This is a genomic window from Nocardiopsis sp. TRM 82005, assembly GCF_056312425.1.
Window position 1 is genome coordinate 48,261 of record NZ_JBWDTQ010000018.1, and the last position, 15,336, is coordinate 63,596.

Below are 15,336 nucleotides of genomic sequence, written 5' to 3' on the forward strand. Positions count from 1 at the left end.
GCTGAAGGCATGACCGAACCACAGCCCGAGAACGCCTTCGCCCAGCCCGACCCCGACGCCGCACGCCGCATGCGCACCCATCAGGCGCTGGTGCGCCTCACCGAACGGCACGCCCGCGGTGAACACCGTCTTCGCTGGAACGAGCACCACAGGCCCATGCCGCCCCTGGACGCCCTGCGGCGCGTCACTGACCTGGCCGCCGGCAGCGCCGTGCCCGAGGAGGGCGCTCCAGCCGTGGACCAGGACGACCTCACCGCCGCCCTGACCCTGGTGCCCTGGGCGCGCGCGGAGTTCGACCAACTGGAGGCCGGGCTGTTGCAGATGTCCAAGGGACGCGGCATGACCTGGCGGGAGATCGCCTTCGGGCTGGGGCTGGGATCGGCCCAGGCCGCCCGCCAACGCCACGAACGCCTCGACCAGCGTGCCGACACCTGACACCTGGGGCAGGTCCGGCCTGCGTCACCGTCGGAGAGGGTGGGCTGAACCGGTGGGCCGTCCGCCGCCCTCATCGACTGCGGCCCCGCCCGGCCCACCACCTGGGGCGTGTTTTTGAGTGATTCACGGAAGAACCGAGGTTCAGACCCTCTCCAGGGGCACGTGGGCCCCCTCGGGCGCCCGCACATGGATGGACATACCGGGTTCGACCACACCACTGGTCAAGACGATGCCCATCACCCCGACCCTGCGCACCACGGCACCGTCCTCGGCACGGTGGACGACCTGTCCGAGCAAGCCCTTGGAGAAACCGTCGATCTGCCAGCACGGGTTGCGCAGACCGGTGATCTCGACGCTGGCCCGGTCCCCGAAACGCAGGACGGTGCCGGCCGACAACGCCAACAGGTCCAGCCCGCGCGTGGTGATGTTCTCTCCCAGCTCTCCGGGGCCGACCGAGAACCCGGCCACGGCCAGATCCTCGAAGAGCTCGGCATGGATCAGGTGCACCTGGCGCAGGTTGGGCTGGGACGGATCCGCGGCCACCCGGGAACGGTGCTGGACGGTGGTGCCCAGGTGAGCGTCGCCCTCCACGCCCAGCCCCGCCAGAAGACGGATCCCCGGTAGGGCGGTCTTGCTGAAGGCGTGCTCCGCGCTGCTGCTGACCGACTCCACCACCGACCCCATGGACATCTCCTCCACCCGTTCAGCCCCGCACCACGCGCAGACCCTCGGAGCCGCCCCGGACCAGGTGTTCCAACGTGGCCGAGGCGCTCTCGTCAGCGGGCAGGTAGACCACCAGCTGCTGGCCCTCGGCGTCCAAGGTCTCATAGGACAGACGCACCTCACCCACCTCGGGATGGACCAAACGCTCCACCCCCGTGTGCGGTGGCGGCACCGGTGCGGCCTCCAGGCGCTCGGTGAACGCGGCACCAGCCACCAGCGACAACTCCTCCACAAGGTGCACCAGATGCGGATCATCGCGTGAGGACCAGGCCCTCAGCACGGAGACCCTCTCATCGGCCACCCGCTCCCAGTCCGGGTAAACGCTCCGCGCCCGCTCATCGGCGAAGACGAACCAGACCCTGTTGGCGAACGGCTCGCCCTCCAACAACCCGACAGGCCCGGCCAGGCGCTCATAGGCGCGAGTGTGGGCCACGGCGTCACCGAGCCGGTTCACCAGTACCGCCGGGGTATGCGCCATCCGCTCCAACAACGCCCGCATCGTGGGCCGCACCTGCCACTCAGGCATCTGCCCACCCGGACACAGCGCGTCCGCGCCCGAGGCCGCCTTGGACAGATTGCGCAACTGGACCCGCTCGGCCATCGACAACAGCAGGGTGTCCGCCAACGAGGCCAGAACCTGCGGAGAGGGATTGCGATCACGCCCCTGCTCCAACCGGGTCAGGTAGTCCACGCTCACCCCCGAAAGGGTGGCCAGCTCCGCCCGCCGAAGGCCGGGCGTGCGACGGCGCGCACCGGTGGGCAGCCCTACACGCTCCGGCGACAAGGCCTCCCGGCACGCACGCAGAAACGCCCCCAACTCGCTCTCGCTCATGCGCCGCAGTCTACGGGCGAGCACGCGGGCCGATCCTGGCCCCGACGGGGCTAGCCTCACCACGGCCTTCCCACCACCGAGTCCGCTCCTCACACTGAGAGCCATGACCTTCACCGCCTCCCGGAACGCCCACCTCCACAGCCACCCCCTCGAACGCCTGGGCACGGTCGCCGCCGACAGCCCCGTGCCTCCGGGAAAGGGCGTGGCCTGATGCGCTATCGACTGCTGGGATCCACCGGCCTGCGCGTCTCGGAGCTGTTCCTGGGCGCGATGTCCTTCGCCGGTCCCCGACAGGCCCGCGAAATGGTCGACCTGTACGCCGACGCCGGGGGCAACGTCATCGACACCGCCTCTGCCTACGGCGACAGCGAACAGGTGCTGGGTGAACTGCTGCGCCAGCGCCGGGACCGGTTCGTGCTGGCCACCAAGTACACGCTCTCGCGTGATCGCTCCGACCCCAACGCGGGAGGCAGCCACCGCAAGAACCTCACCCTGTCCCTGGAACGGAGCCTGCGCAGACTGGGCACGGACTACCTCGACCTTCTGTGGGTGCACACGTGGGACGAGCACACACCCGTCGAGGAGACCATGCGGGCGCTGGACGACGCGGTACGCGCCGGAAAGGTGCTCTACGTGGGAGCCTCCAACCTCCCCGCCTGGGTCGTATCCCAAGCCAACACCCTGGCCCAGTGGCGCGACCGGACCTCCTTCGCCGGGGTCCAGGTGCCCTACAACCTGCTCTTTCGCGACATCGAACGCGAACTGCTGCCCATGTCCGAAGCCCTGGGAATGAGCGTGGCCACCTACGGCGGTCTCGCCGGGGGCCTGCTCTCGGGCAAGTTCACCCGGCCGGGCGGCACGGTGTCCGACACCAGGGTCGATCCGGCCTCTCTGACCGAGCGCGACCGCCGGGCGGCACGCGCCGTGGACGCCGTCGCCGACGAACTGGGGGCGAGCTCCTCCCAGGTCGCGACCGCCTGGACCCTGGCACGCTCACACGCCGTGCACCCCATCATCGGCGCGCGCGACACCGAACAGCTGCGGGACAACCTGGGGGCGGTGAACGTGGCCCTGCCACCGCAGGCCCTGGAACGTCTGGACGCAGTGGCCGGATTCGATCCCGGCTACCCCAACAGCGACATCGTCGCCACCCGCCCCTGGGTGTCCGGGGAGACGGAACCGCGCTTGGAGGGACGTTCGCACCCGCCGCCGCGAAGCCAGACGGTACACACGGTCTGACATACGCGCCAGGGCGGAGGGCCGTCTCCCACACGGTGGGGACGGCCCTCCGCAAAACCGCTTTCCCACCGGGGCCACACCGCACCTGCATGGCATGCTGGAGGGATGGAACGGGTGACGCTGGATCTGCGCTTGGCGCACGAACTACGGTTCTTCCTCGCCCCACGACACCGTCGCGGGCCGGTACACGTGGAGACAGAGCCCACCTCCACCCTGGGCCATGTCGTGCAGTCACTGGGCGTACCGCTGACCGAGGTCGGGGCCCTGCACGTCAACGGCCACCCGCGCCCGCCCTCCTACCGCCCGAATCCGGGCGAGATCGTCGACGTCCTGGTCGTTCAGTGGCCACAAGCCCTGCCCTTTGACCGCGTACGGTTCCTCCTCGACGTCCACCTGGGCACCCTGGCCCGCCGCCTGCGCCTACTGGGCGTGGACACCGCCTACGACAACGACCGCGACGACCAGGCCCTGGTGGAACAGGCCAACGACGAGGAGAGGGTGCTGCTCACCCGCGACCGCGGCCTCCTACGCCGCAGGAGTCTGCGCGCGGGCGGCCACGTACACCAGGACCTTCCCGACGACCAACTGCGCGAGGTGCTGGAGCGGTTCGCGCCGCCACTGCGCCCGTGGACGCTGTGCCCCGCGTGCAACGGCGCACTGGTGCCGGTGGCCAAGGAGGAGGTCCAGGGCCGGCTGGAACCGGGCACCCGCGCCACCTATGGGACGTTCTCGCGTTGCCGTTCCTGCGGGCGGGTGTACTGGCCCGGCGCTCACCACTCCCAACTGGCCCGGATCGTTCGTCAGGCCGAGGAGTTCACGTCCGCGCGATCATCCCCCGCCTGAGCGCCGAGCGCGGACCCGACCACCGGCCGGAGCCGGGGCAGGACACGGCACCGCCGGTCCAGAACCCCGGCAGGACACGTCCGGGCCCGGGGCCGTGTCCTGGCCGCGGGCCCCACGGGCAGAACCTGTGTCAGGCCCCGCTCATCCCCGGTGCGGTACCGGATCGGGGATGTGCAACCATGTCGCGGTGAACGTCACCGAATACATCGCCGCTTTAGACCGTGAAGGCCATCTGATGGCCGAATCCGCCGCCTCTGCCGGACTCGACGCGGTGGTGGCCACCTGCCCCGGATGGCGCATACGCGACCTGCTCGCCCATACCGGCCAGGTACACCGCTGGGCCGCGGCGCACGTGGCCTCCGGCAACGGCGGGCCGCCGGTACGTGGACAGGTCGCCAAGGCGGTGTTCCCTCCGCCGGGCGACGACGCCATCCTGGACTGGTTCCGCGCAGGCCGCGCCCATCTGGTGGAGACCCTCTCCGGCGCCGCCCCCGACACCGCGTGCCACACGTTCCTGCCCGCACCCTCACCCCTGGCGTTCTGGGCGCGCCGCCAAGCCCACGAGACCACGGTCCACCGCGTTGACGCCCAGTCGGCCCACCCCGAACACTCCCCCGCCCCCGACCTGGCCGGGATCGACCCCGTCGGCCCAGGACTGGCCGCTGACGGGGTCGAGGAGTTGCTCCTGGGCTTCTTCGCCCGACCCGGCGGCCCGCTGGTGGCCGATCCGGCACTGGTACTGGCACTGGAAGCCACCGACACCGACCAGGACTGGACGGTGTCCTTGAGCCCCACCGGCCGCACGAGCACACGCGGAACCAGCCCCGGCGCCGACACCACCGTGTCCGGACCGGCGCACGAGCTGTACCTGCTGTTGTGGAACCGGGCCGGTACCGACAGGTGCACGGTCACTGGTGCTCGACGGGCCCTGGACATCTGGCGTGAGCGCGCACGGGTGCGGTGGAGCGGCTGAGACACCGCCGCCGTACCGGCCTCCGACTCACCCGCGGCGGGCCCACGGGCCTCTCCCACATTGACCTCAAGCTAGCTTGACCTTTTAGTCTCGCTGCGGCGACCAGAACTTCCGAGGAGGCCCGACCATGTCCGAGACAGCCCCCCGGGCGGGGACGCGCCAATGGGTGGGACTGATCGTACTGTCCCTGCCCGCACTGGTGATCGCGCTGGACTTCACCGTGCTGCACCTGGCCGTACCGCACCTGAGCGCCGACCTACGGCCCACGAGCACACAGACGCTCTGGATCGTGGACATCTACGGCTTCATGATCGCCGGACTCCTGATCGCCATGGGCACACTGGGCGACCGGATCGGCCGTCGCAGGCTGCTGTTGGCCGGCGCGTTCGCTTTCGGCGCCGCCTCGGTACTCGCCGCCCTCTCCACCAACGCCGAAGTGCTGATCCTGGCCCGTGCCCTGCTCGGCATCACCGGGGCCACCCTGCTGCCCTCCACGCTGTCGCTGATCAGCAACATGTTCCGCGACCCGGTACAGCGCAGGTTCGCCATCGCGGTGTGGTCGGCCAACTTCATGCTCGGCGGGGCTATCGGACCACTGGTGGGCGGCGCCCTCCTGGAGGCGTTCTGGTGGGGATCTGTCTTCCTGCCAGCGGTACCGGTGATGCTCGTGCTGGTTGTCCTGGGCCCGCTGGTGCTGCCGGAATACCGTGCCAAGGCCGCGGGCCGCCCCGACCTGGCCAGCGTCGCGTTGGCGATCACCTCGATCCTGCCCGTGGTGTACGGGATCAAGGAGGTGGCCAAGGACGGCCCGGCCGCGGCCCCCCTGCTCTCCATCGCCGCCGGTGTCCTCCTCGGATGGGTCTTCGTGCGACGGCAACGGCGGCTGGCCGACCCGCTGCTCGATCTGGTGCTCTTCTCCCACCGCGGTTTCAGCGTGTCCCTGGGAGCCCAGACCACCGGACTGTTCGTCCTGGGCGCCATCCAGTTCTTCGTCATGCAGTACCTACAGCTGGTACTGGGTCTGTCCCCACTGGTCGCCGGGCTGTGGACCGTCCCTGCGATGGCCGTGGGCGTGGCCGCGAACCTGCTGGTTCCTCTGCTGTCCCGCAGGGTCAGGCCGGTGCACGTGATCACCGGAGCATTCGCCCTGGGTGTGGTCGGCCTTGCCCTGATCGCCGCGGCAGGCACCTCCGGGCTGGCCCTGACCGTGGCCGGGTTCACCCTGCTCAACCTCGCGCTCAACCCCGCGATGGTGCTGACCTACGACATGATTATCAGCAGCGCTCCGCCCGAGCGCGCCGGAACGGCCTCGGGCACGGCCGAGACCGGCAACGAACTGGGTATCGCGCTCGGAGTGGCGATCGCAGGAAGCATCGGCGCCGCCGTCTACCACCGCCAGGTGACCGGGGCCTCCCTCCCCGCGGGCACACCACCGGAGACGGCCGAGGCCGCAGGCAACACCTTGGGGGGTGCGGTGGCCGCTGCCGGGGAACTGGCCGGGCCCGGTGGAAGGCAGCTGCTCGCCGTGGCACGGGAGGCCTTCGTGCAGGGGATGCAGGTGACCACCGTCGTGCTGGCGGTACTGCTGGGAGCTGTCACGCTCACGGTCGCCACGCTGCTACGCAACACGGGCACCACCGCGCACACCCCTGCCGAGGATGGACACGGCCGAAACAGTGGCGGGGACCAGAACGTGGCCCGTTGAGGGGCCCGCACCACACCGAGCACCGTGAACGAGTGTGTCAACGGCCGCGCTTCAGTCGGCCCCATGGGATTCGAAGGCTCCCGCCAAGAACCGGGCCCGGATCGAAAACGGGAGCGACCGTGACGCGCTCGGCGGCCGCGGCGATGCCGGGCAGAGGTTCGATCCTGACCTCGACCGCGCGGTTGCGACGATAGTCGGGAAGAGCGTCCCACCTCTGCTCCAGCGAGCCTCCCGGGGCGGAGGGCCCCTCGTCCCCGTCGACGGGGAGCCACTCCCCGGGCGCGTCGAAGTCCGCGGCCACGAGGCAGGCGACGGGGCGCTACTTTCACCTCTTCGTCCGGCTTCTCAGGAACCGGGTGATTTTTGAGTTGTGGGAGCGCATGACCATCCTCAAAGGGGGGGGGCTCTGGGGTGAAGGCGCCAAGGAGTCCCCGCATACTCGCACCATCGTCTTCCACGGACCCAGGATCATCCCTTGCCGCCTGATCGAGGCTTGCCCGGATGCGGCCGCTGGCTCCCATCGGCCGGACCACTCGCAAAGCGCTCAGTCGGACTGCTTCGCTGAGTGTCCCGACTTGGGACGAGCACGAAGGTGTGCGCGCTCTCCCTGCCTGCCGAACAGGCTGAGGAACTCGACTGGTTCGGTGCCGGCGGCACCGAACCAGTGCGGAACACGGGTGTCGAACTCGGCGGCCTCACCAGGTGAGAGCACCAGATCGTGTTCACCGAGCACGACCCGCAGCCGTCCGTTGAGGACATAGAGCCACTCGTAGCCCTCGTGGGTCTGTGGCTCGGGTTCGCGGCGGTCGTTGGCCGAGATCACGAGCTTGTACGCCTGGATGCCGCCGGCCCGGCGCGTCAGGGGCAGCATGGTCATGCCGTGGAGGGTGACCGGGCGCAGGTGGATACGCGGGTCACCGGTGGGTGGGGCGTCCACGAGTTCGTCAAGCGTGACGCCGTGGACTCTGGCCAGGGGAAGCAGGAGTTCGAGGGTCGGCCTGCGAGCACCGGACTCCAGGCGGGACAGGGTACTCACCGAGATGCCAGTCGCCTCCGACAGCTCGGCCAGTGTGGTCTCCCGCTGCTGTCGCAGCACGCGCAGCCGGTGCCCGACCGCGTCGAGTGTGTGGTCGAGGTCGTTGTCCATGCCACCAGTTTGCCATATCGGCAATAAATATTGCTGAAATGCGGGACGTACCCGCATGGTGAGCCTGGAGGGGTGATCATGATGGCCGACCGGGCAAATGGCGGTCCTGAAGTGGGAGAAGGCGAGGTGGCGGCCCGGACCAACCTCGACCCGGCAACCGAGGGCGCCCGCCAGACGGTCGCCTCCCACCAGGACCCGTTCACGAACACAGTCGAAGCACGTATCTGCGAACAGGTCATGGGCGACCGCCGCCACGGCCTGTGAACCACGAGAGGAAACCACCGTGCCCGAAGAATTCGACAGGGCGTACTGGGAAGAGCGTTACCGCGGTCACGGACACACCGCTGCCCACGGTGGGCAACCCAACCCGCAACTGGTGGCCGAGACCGGGGACCTCACACCCGGCATCGCGCTGGAGGCGGGCTGCGGCGAGGGTGCCAACGCCCTCTGGCTCGCCTCGCGCGGCTGGCGGGTCAGGGCGGTGGACATCGCCGCCACCGCGCTGACCCGCGCGCGCGAGCACGCCCGCACCCTCGGCACCGACATCGCGAACCGGATCGAGTGGGTGCGGGCCGACCTGACCGGGGAGCCGCCCGCCAAGGAGTACTTCGATCTGGTCTGCGCCCACTACGTGCACCCGACGGGCCCGTACGAGAAGCTGTCCGGGCACCTGGCCGCAGCAGTCGCGCCAGGAGGCACACTGCTCATCGTCGGCCACCACCCCTCAGACCAGCACACCAGTGCCCCACACGCCTCGGAGACAAAGGCCCACCTCACAGCTGAGGAGGTCACAGCCGTCCTCGACCCCGACCGGTGGGACGTCGTCGTCGCCGAGGCCAGGACCCGAGCGGCCACCGGCCCCAGCGGCCAGGAGGTCACCCTCAACGACTCCGTCCTTCGAGCCCGCAAACGTCCCTAACCTGCTCAGAGCAGGGTGAAAACGCAGAACGGCCCGGCCGTTGAAGGGCCCAGCAGGATCCTTCAACGGCCGGGCCAGCCGCCGACGGCGAAGCGGTCATCCGCCCGAGGGTCCGGCCCCTCGGCCGCGCACTCAGCTGACGGCGGCGCCCTTCGCCCCCGACGAGGTAGCGCGAGCACAGGTGCGTGTCCTTCGCCAGCCCGACCACTTCGCAGCCGCGCCGGAGGAACGCATGGCGAGCTGTGGTCCGCCTACGGCGGCGGCAGCGGAGGCTGGTGATCGCCTTGGCGGCCGCAGAAAGAGCCAAGGAAGGTAGGCCAGGTCCTTCATGTGGTGCGCGAGCGAGCCGAAGACGGCGGTGCACCAGCCGATAGGCCACGACGGGGCACTTACCTTGGCTGGGCTGGACGCCTTACGTGATCGGCGCGTCCCAGGAAGCGGCCCAGGTTGCCGGGCCAACGGTCCCGTCAACCTCCAACCCCTTCTCCGCCTGGAAGAGCCGACATGAGAGTTGGCTGCGATTGCCGTAAACCCCGTCAACGGCCAGCCGCCAGCCACGGGCCACCATCTGCTCTTGCCATACCCGCACGGACGGGTGCTCGGTCGGCGGGGGGTTGGTGAACTCGACGCCGGGCCACGCTGGGAGTTCAACGAGTGATGTGTTCTTCACATGGGTGTCAGGGGTGGCGGCGGGGGCGGCGAAGGTGCTGCCAGGGCGGAACGACCCGTCCGCGACGTAGGAGCTCAGGTTTCCCGGACACCAGGTGTCGTTGCCCGAATCGGTTCCGTTGGCACCGGACTGGTACTGGCACCCCCGGCCGATGTAGATGTAGCCGTGACGGCACACGAGGTAATTGTAGGCGATGTCGCTGTATTCGCCGGCCAGGTGCTCTTCCTGAACCCCGCGGACGTAGTCAGCGCAGGCGCGGTGCAGGATGGGGAGCGGCCAGATAGACCCGGTGTAGTGGATGGCGATGCCGGGAGAGCCTTGCATGGTGCCGTTTCCAGAAGGGCCCCGCAGGGTCGGCTCCCCCTTCGCTGCGGGTGACGACATTTTCTCCAGTGATCTCGTCGGCCTGGGTGGCTGTGCTCAATTTCTATGGCTTCCGTGGCGTTATTGGAGTCGTGTTGCTCCTGGTGATGGAGTTGCAGGACCTGAAGGGAGTGGTTCTCTATCAAGAGTTTCGTTGCTGGCTTTGCGTCCGGTGCGGTGTGCCTTCTCCTCGCAGGGGGAGCGGCAGCCTATGCGTCATGGCCAGCACAGGAGGAAGAGGGCGGTACGGACGCGACTGAGGAGTTGCGTTTCGGTGACTTCTTCAATGTTCACATGGACTGGATGTCCAGCCCGGAAGAGGCGATCTCCTACACCGTGACCTCGGTGAGGATGGAAGGTGGAGAGGACGGAGCAGCGCAGGCGTATGATTTCACTCTTGGCATCGTGAATAATTCAGACAGGCACGCAGAGGCTCATTACCCGGATGTGCGTTGCGAAAACATGGAAGAAAGCAACCTGGTCTTCTCCCAGGATATGACCAGGAAAGGAAGCTTCCCGAGCGGGCTCGAACCGGGCGCTGGCACCTTAGGGATGACACTGGAAATCAGTTGCAACTTCTCCAGTGCAACCTATCCGGAAGACCTGTCCATCACGGTGAAGAAAGAAGGCCATGAAGCGACCTTCGTGGACCCGATGAGCGTGGTAGACCGGATGAAGTGGCGTCATAAGTTCGGCTCATAGAGATTTTGGTTCCTTACCCGGAGGGTCAGTTGTAAGCGTATCCCCTGATCGCAGGGTTAAAGCGTGACGCCCCTGGAGCCGAGATTCCGTGGACGAACGTGTCACCAACCGCATACGGAATCCCTGCTCCTCCTCCGTGCTCATCTGTCGACGGTGGGCGCGTCCAGGGCAGTGGCCTTGCCGGTCTCGGTGGGCGAGGCATAGCGCGGGAGGTGTTGGCACCGGCGTGCCCCATCAGCTCGGCCACGGTCACCAGGCCGACGGGCTCGCGAGTCGACTCTGCTGCCCGGGTGGGCGGGGCGGCTTCTGTGCGCGTGCGGGGTCCTGGCGTGTAAGGGGCGGGTGCTGCGCGGATCCGGGGTCAGCGGGAGGTCAGGTGGGTGTGTTCGCGCACGGCGGGGGTGGGTTTGCCGGTGAGGGCGCCTGCCAGAAGCCGGCTCACTCCGGGCAATCCGCTCATGCGCAGTACGGCGCGGCGCAGGAGCAGTTGTGTACGGGTGGGAGGCAGGAACCAGCGGGCGGTACGGCGGGCGGAGCGTTGGCGCTGTTCGACCTCGGGGCGCCACTGCTGTTCGTAGCGTCGTAGGCCCTCTTGGACAGCGGGGGCCGAGGCCAGGTGCTCGGCCAGGACGAAGGCGCCGCCCACGGCCAGGGAAGCACCCTGTCCCCCGAGCAGGGAGACCGCGCCGCAGGCATCGCCGAGCAGGACGGTGCGTTTGTGGCCCCAGTGGGGCACGAGTGTCTGGGCGACCTGGTCGTAGTAGAGGTGCTCGGGGTCGGGGCAGTGGTCCAGGGCGCGGGGGACCAGCCAGCCCAGGCCGGCGTGGGTGCGGCGTAGTTCCTCGCGCGGGTCGTCGGGCACCTCGGGGGTGGAGGACCGGTGCACGGTGAAGGCGGCGACGCGGCCGTCACGTAGTCCGTACAGGCCCATCTGGGCGCCGGTGGTGTCGGTGAGGTAGAAGCCGCCGTCGACCTGGGCGTGGATGTCGGGGTCGGTGAAGACGTAGGCGGCGGTGTGAAAGCCCAGATAGCGCAGGTGGTCGGTTTCGGGGCCGAGGATCTGGGCGCGCACGGTGGAGTGGATGCCGTCAGCGCCCACGAGTAGGTCGCCGGTCAGGGTGTCGCCGTCGGCGAGGGTGACCTGGACGTTGTCGCCGTGGTCGTGGATGTGGCGCAGGGGCGTGTCATAGCGCAGCTGTACGTCTTGGGGAAGGGTGTGTCGTAGGGCGCGTTCGAGGTCGGGGCGCATGAGGGAGATGAAACCGGTGTTGGCGAACTGCCGCACCCCCACGGAGGCGCGGGGGGTGCCGTTGTGGTCGACGAGGGTGGCGTGGTCGATGTGGTAGCCGAGTCCGCGTAGGCGGGGCAGCAGGCCCATGAGGTCGGCTGCCTGGTAGCCGGGGCCGAAGAAGTCGATCATGTAGCCCTGGGTGCGTGGGCCGGGGGCCTTCTCCAGGACGGTGACCTGCCAGCCGTGGGCGTGGAGCCGGTGGGCGGCGGCCAGGCCGGCGATGCCTGCTCCGCAGATGATGGCCTTCATCGTCGTGCTCCTTGGTGGTCGTCGGGTGTGAGGAGTCGGCGTAGGACGGGTTCGACGGTGGGTGCGGTCAGGTCGGGGTCGAGTGCGCGGTGGAGCATGATGCCGTCGAGGGTGGCGGCCAGGACGGTGGCGGTGGGTCGGGGGTCGGGGACACCGGCGGCGGTGAGCCAGGTGGTCAGGTGTTGGCGCATCAGGTTCAGGATCTGGGTGATGGCTTGGCGTAGGTCCGGGTCGCGGGTGGCGGCCAGGTAGGTCTCGGTGACCAGCCGTGAGGCGGGGTCGTCGCCGGGGTAGCGGTCCAGGTCGCCCAGGATCAGGGCGAGGCCTTCCTGGGGTGTGGTGTTGTCCAGGTGTGCGGCGGCTTCTTCGGCGATGGTGCGCAGGGTCTGGATGGCGGCTTCGGCGAGCAGGGCCTGCAGGGAGGCGAAGTGGTAGTGGACCAGGCCGGGTCCGACTCCGGCGTGTTGGGCGAGTGTGCGGGTGCTGACCGCTGACCATCCGCGTTCGCTGATGAGTTCGGCGGCTGCCTGGAGCAGGCGTTTGCGTACTTGTTCGCCTTGTGTCGTCGTCACCGTGCCACCTTTTGGTCGATTGCCCTGATCGTTTGCATTGGTCGAGCGCCCAACCTTGAGTATGGCACAGCACCCGTCCCGCGGACAGGGGCGGGGCGGGCTCTCTCGCGGGGCGGGTGCCATCCGGGGAGGTGCACGGCCCCGGGCGTCCACTGCTCGATCCCGTGCTGGCGCTGCCACAGCGCGCAGGCATCGCGCGAGTCCCTGATGACCACGGGGCCATCGCGCGAGAACAGATCTGGGAGGAACGGTCCAGGTCCCGGAGGAGGCGGGCGGTTCGGTCTTCATGGGGGGCATGGAGCCCGATCAGCTCACCCGAGGACGAGATCAACGATTTGCTCAGCGATGATGAGGCGCGCCGCCCTTACCCACCCGCCCGGACGCACTTGTGCTCAAGTGTTGCCGGTGACCGCCTGCCTGCGATCACTTGCGAAGTCGAGAACGGTACTCGCCCGGGGGCATGCCTCGGGCACGTCGGAAGGCACGGCTGAAAGCGTGCGGAGAGGCGTAGCCGACCGCGCCGGAGATCGACTCGACCGGCTCGTCGGTGTCGCGGAGCCGGACGGAGGCCAGGTCCATGCGCCACTGCGTCATGTACGCGCCCGGCGTCTGTCCGAGGGCGGACCGGAAGTGCCTGGACAGTGTCGTCCGGGAGACCGCCGTCGCGGCCGCCAGGGACTCGGTGGTCCAGGGGTGTTCCGGTCGGGCGTGGACATGTACCAGGGCGTCGCGCACGACCGGATCACGCATCGCGCCCAGCCATGAGCCGGACTGCTTCTCCGGGCGGCGGGCCAGCCAGACGCGTACGAACTGGATGAGCAGAAGGTCGACGATGCTGTTGACGGCTGCGGTGGTGCCGGTCTGCGGCTGCGCGAGCTCCGCCGTGAGAAGCTCGACGGTCTTTCTCAGCTGTGCGTTCTCCCGGCTCGTGACGTGCATCGGCCGGACGAGGGAGGTGAGTACCGGCGTACTCACCTCCGGGTCCTGCTCATAGCGCAGGACGAGCACTTCCGTCCGCGCCGGCGTCGAGCCCAGGTGCAGGGCGCTGCCGTCGGTGAGGGCCTGGACCGTCGCCTTCCGGTCACAGGGCCCCATCGTCGTACTGGCCCCGCCGGCTATCCCGTGGGCGGTGCCCGGGGACAACAGGACGGCGTCTCCTGCCTGCACCTCCAGGGGATTCCCTCCCGGGACATGGAGCCACATCGTGCCACGGGACACCACGTGCAGTGCCGCTCCCGGATAGGAGTCCAGCCACAGGCCCCAGTTTCCTCCGGCCTTCAGCACGACCCCGAGCGCCCCCCGCGCACCCGACATACGCAAGGCCTCCGCGAGTACGTCCATCTTTCCACTCTCGTAGACAGGCGTCAGACCACGTCAAGAACGATCTTTCCGTGCACCTTCCGCGCGAACAGTGCCTGGACGGCGTCGTCCACGTTTTGCCAGTCGCCTCGCAGTCCGACCGGTGCCGAGAGCCTCCCGGCGGCCATGAGGCCCAGCAGGTCCGTCAGATCCCCGCTGGTCGGCGTCATGTCGCCGTAGGTGGCGATGCCGCGGGGTTCGCCGAAGCCGAACAAGGCCCCTGACGGGAACGTGGTGTCCTGCCCCGAGGAGTAACCGACTAGGTGGAGGGTGCCGCCCTCGGCGAGGGAACTCCACGCCTGGGCCACCAGCGGTCCACCGACCGTGTCCAGGACGAGGTCGAACCGGTACTCGGTCTCGGCCAGGTCGGTCAGGACCTTGTCGGCCCCGAGTCTGAGGAGTCCGGCGGCCCGGTCCGGCGAACCCACGAGTGCCGTCACCCGGGCGCCCGCCAGCGCCGCCAACTGGACGGCGAAGTGCCCCACGCCCCCGCTGGCGCCGGTGACCAGGACGTTGCGCGCCAGCAGGGAACGCTTGCGCAGCACCCGCAGTGCGGTGACTCCAGCGATCCCCATCGCGGCACCGTCTGCCAGATCCACGCCCTCGGGCACGGTGCCGAGCGAGGCGGGACTGACCGCCACCCGCTCCGCCCACGCGTGGGCGGACATCCCCAGCGCGACGCGCGTACCTTCGGGTGGCCCCGAGCCGTCGGATGCGGCGCGCACCACGACGCCGGCCGCGTCGTGACCGTGCACAGCGCCGGCCGGCCACTGGTGCACGTAATTCAGCTCTCCGAAGTTGAGACCGATGTGCCGTATCCCGACCAATGCCTCGTCGCTGGACGGCACGGGCTCATCGACATCGGCGAACCGGACGGGTCCGGCCTCGCCGTGATCGACGACAAGAGCGCGCATGGGTGTGTTTCCTTCTCTCGTGGACGCGCCTGAACACTCGGCGCGGCAGCGGACGGGGTGCGCGAACGCCGCGCTGCCGCCTCCTTGAAACCCTACGCAGGACCAGCGCAGCGGCCAGCCCCGTGAGAGCCGATCAGTTGACGATCTGTATCAGTGCGGCTCGCGCGGCGCCGAGCTCTGCACGCATCCGGTGGAGCGTCCGGCCGTCCAGGCCCTCGACGACGTCGGGGGAGGCAAGAGGGAGCAGCCGGGTGTTCTCGAAGACCTCCTCAGCACGGCGGTAGGACAGCCTGGCGCGGCCGGACTCCGGGCATACGTCCAGCGTCGGTGCTCCGGCGGGGGCTTTGCGGGCGGTGAGGAACAGCGGACCGCGGGCACTGCGGGCGATCAGGCGGGGCAG

The 15,336-nt window shown here is 69.1% G+C and carries 16 protein-coding genes; 8 read left to right on the forward strand and 8 right to left on the reverse strand.

Annotated elements, in window-relative coordinates; genetic code table 11:
- Nucleotides 1-9: 9 nt before the first annotated feature.
- Nucleotides 10-435, forward strand: a complete 426-nt coding sequence (locus AC0T5L_RS14900) for a DNA-binding protein (protein ID WP_476166067.1) — start codon at nt 10-12, stop codon at nt 433-435.
- Between the two features lie 141 nt (nt 436-576).
- Here the strand turns inward: AC0T5L_RS14900 and AC0T5L_RS14905 are convergent, their stop codons facing one another.
- Entirely contained in the window at nt 577-1,119 is a 543-nt protein-coding gene (locus AC0T5L_RS14905; RefSeq protein ID WP_476166068.1) for an MOSC domain-containing protein, read from the reverse strand.
- Nucleotides 1,120-1,138: 19 nt separating this feature from the next.
- Complete coding sequence (locus tag AC0T5L_RS14910) at nt 1,139-1,990, reverse strand: helix-turn-helix transcriptional regulator (RefSeq protein ID WP_476166069.1); 852 nt, start codon at nt 1,988-1,990, stop codon at nt 1,139-1,141.
- A gap of 210 nt (nt 1,991-2,200) precedes the next feature.
- On the opposite strand from AC0T5L_RS14910, the gene AC0T5L_RS14915 reads away from it, so the two are divergent.
- From AC0T5L_RS14915 to AC0T5L_RS14930, 4 genes are all read left to right on the forward strand, one after another.
- On the forward strand, nt 2,201-3,229 hold the full coding sequence (locus tag AC0T5L_RS14915) for an aldo/keto reductase (RefSeq protein ID WP_476166070.1): 1,029 nt from the start codon (nt 2,201-2,203) through the stop codon (nt 3,227-3,229).
- 105 nt (nt 3,230-3,334) lie between these two features.
- A complete protein-coding gene (locus tag AC0T5L_RS14920) occupies nt 3,335-4,072 on the forward strand; it encodes a Mut7-C RNAse domain-containing protein (protein WP_476166071.1) in 738 nt (245 codons plus the stop codon).
- A 187-nt stretch (nt 4,073-4,259) separates the two neighbouring features.
- Nucleotides 4,260-5,045, forward strand: coding sequence for a maleylpyruvate isomerase family mycothiol-dependent enzyme (locus AC0T5L_RS14925; protein WP_476166072.1), 786 nt, complete (start codon nt 4,260-4,262; stop codon nt 5,043-5,045).
- Between the two features lie 127 nt (nt 5,046-5,172).
- Entirely contained in the window at nt 5,173-6,750 is a 1,578-nt protein-coding gene (locus tag AC0T5L_RS14930; RefSeq protein WP_476166073.1) for an MFS transporter, read from the forward strand.
- A 544-nt stretch (nt 6,751-7,294) separates the two neighbouring features.
- Here AC0T5L_RS14930 and AC0T5L_RS14935 read toward each other — a convergent pair.
- Complete coding sequence (locus AC0T5L_RS14935) at nt 7,295-7,897, reverse strand: helix-turn-helix domain-containing protein (protein WP_476166074.1); 603 nt, start codon at nt 7,895-7,897, stop codon at nt 7,295-7,297.
- Nucleotides 7,898-7,969: 72 nt separating this feature from the next.
- Between AC0T5L_RS14935 and AC0T5L_RS14940 the strand changes: the two genes are divergently transcribed.
- Nucleotides 7,970-8,161 (forward strand): hypothetical protein, encoded by a 192-nt coding sequence (locus tag AC0T5L_RS14940; RefSeq protein ID WP_476166075.1) that lies wholly within the window; start codon nt 7,970-7,972, stop codon nt 8,159-8,161.
- A gap of 19 nt (nt 8,162-8,180) precedes the next feature.
- Nucleotides 8,181-8,816 (forward strand): class I SAM-dependent methyltransferase, encoded by a 636-nt coding sequence (locus AC0T5L_RS14945; RefSeq protein WP_476166076.1) that lies wholly within the window; start codon nt 8,181-8,183, stop codon nt 8,814-8,816.
- A gap of 412 nt (nt 8,817-9,228) precedes the next feature.
- Here the strand turns inward: AC0T5L_RS14945 and AC0T5L_RS14950 are convergent, their stop codons facing one another.
- Nucleotides 9,229-9,810: a peptidoglycan recognition protein family protein gene (locus AC0T5L_RS14950; RefSeq protein WP_476166077.1), complete on the reverse strand. Its 582-nt coding sequence runs from the start codon at nt 9,808-9,810 to the stop codon at nt 9,229-9,231.
- 333 nt (nt 9,811-10,143) lie between these two features.
- Between AC0T5L_RS14950 and AC0T5L_RS14955 the strand changes: the two genes are divergently transcribed.
- A complete protein-coding gene (locus AC0T5L_RS14955; protein ID WP_476166078.1) occupies nt 10,144-10,551 on the forward strand; it encodes a hypothetical protein in 408 nt (135 codons plus the stop codon).
- 361 nt (nt 10,552-10,912) lie between these two features.
- On the opposite strand, the gene AC0T5L_RS14960 is transcribed toward AC0T5L_RS14955, so the two are convergent.
- From AC0T5L_RS14960 to AC0T5L_RS14975, 4 genes are all read right to left on the reverse strand, one after another.
- Nucleotides 10,913-12,091, reverse strand: coding sequence for an FAD-dependent oxidoreductase (locus AC0T5L_RS14960; protein WP_476166079.1), 1,179 nt, complete (start codon nt 12,089-12,091; stop codon nt 10,913-10,915).
- On the reverse strand, nt 12,088-12,663 hold the full coding sequence (locus tag AC0T5L_RS14965; RefSeq protein WP_476166080.1) for a TetR/AcrR family transcriptional regulator: 576 nt from the start codon (nt 12,661-12,663) through the stop codon (nt 12,088-12,090). Before AC0T5L_RS14965 ends, AC0T5L_RS14960 begins: the two co-directional genes overlap by 4 nt.
- 423 nt (nt 12,664-13,086) lie before the next feature.
- The gene (locus AC0T5L_RS14970; protein ID WP_476166081.1) at nt 13,087-14,004 is read right to left on the reverse strand and encodes a cupin domain-containing protein; all 918 of its coding nucleotides are present in this window, start codon (nt 14,002-14,004) and stop codon (nt 13,087-13,089) included.
- A gap of 23 nt (nt 14,005-14,027) precedes the next feature.
- Nucleotides 14,028-14,936 (reverse strand): zinc-binding dehydrogenase, encoded by a 909-nt coding sequence (locus AC0T5L_RS14975; protein WP_476166082.1) that lies wholly within the window; start codon nt 14,934-14,936, stop codon nt 14,028-14,030.
- Between the last annotated feature and the right edge of the window lie 400 nt (nt 14,937-15,336).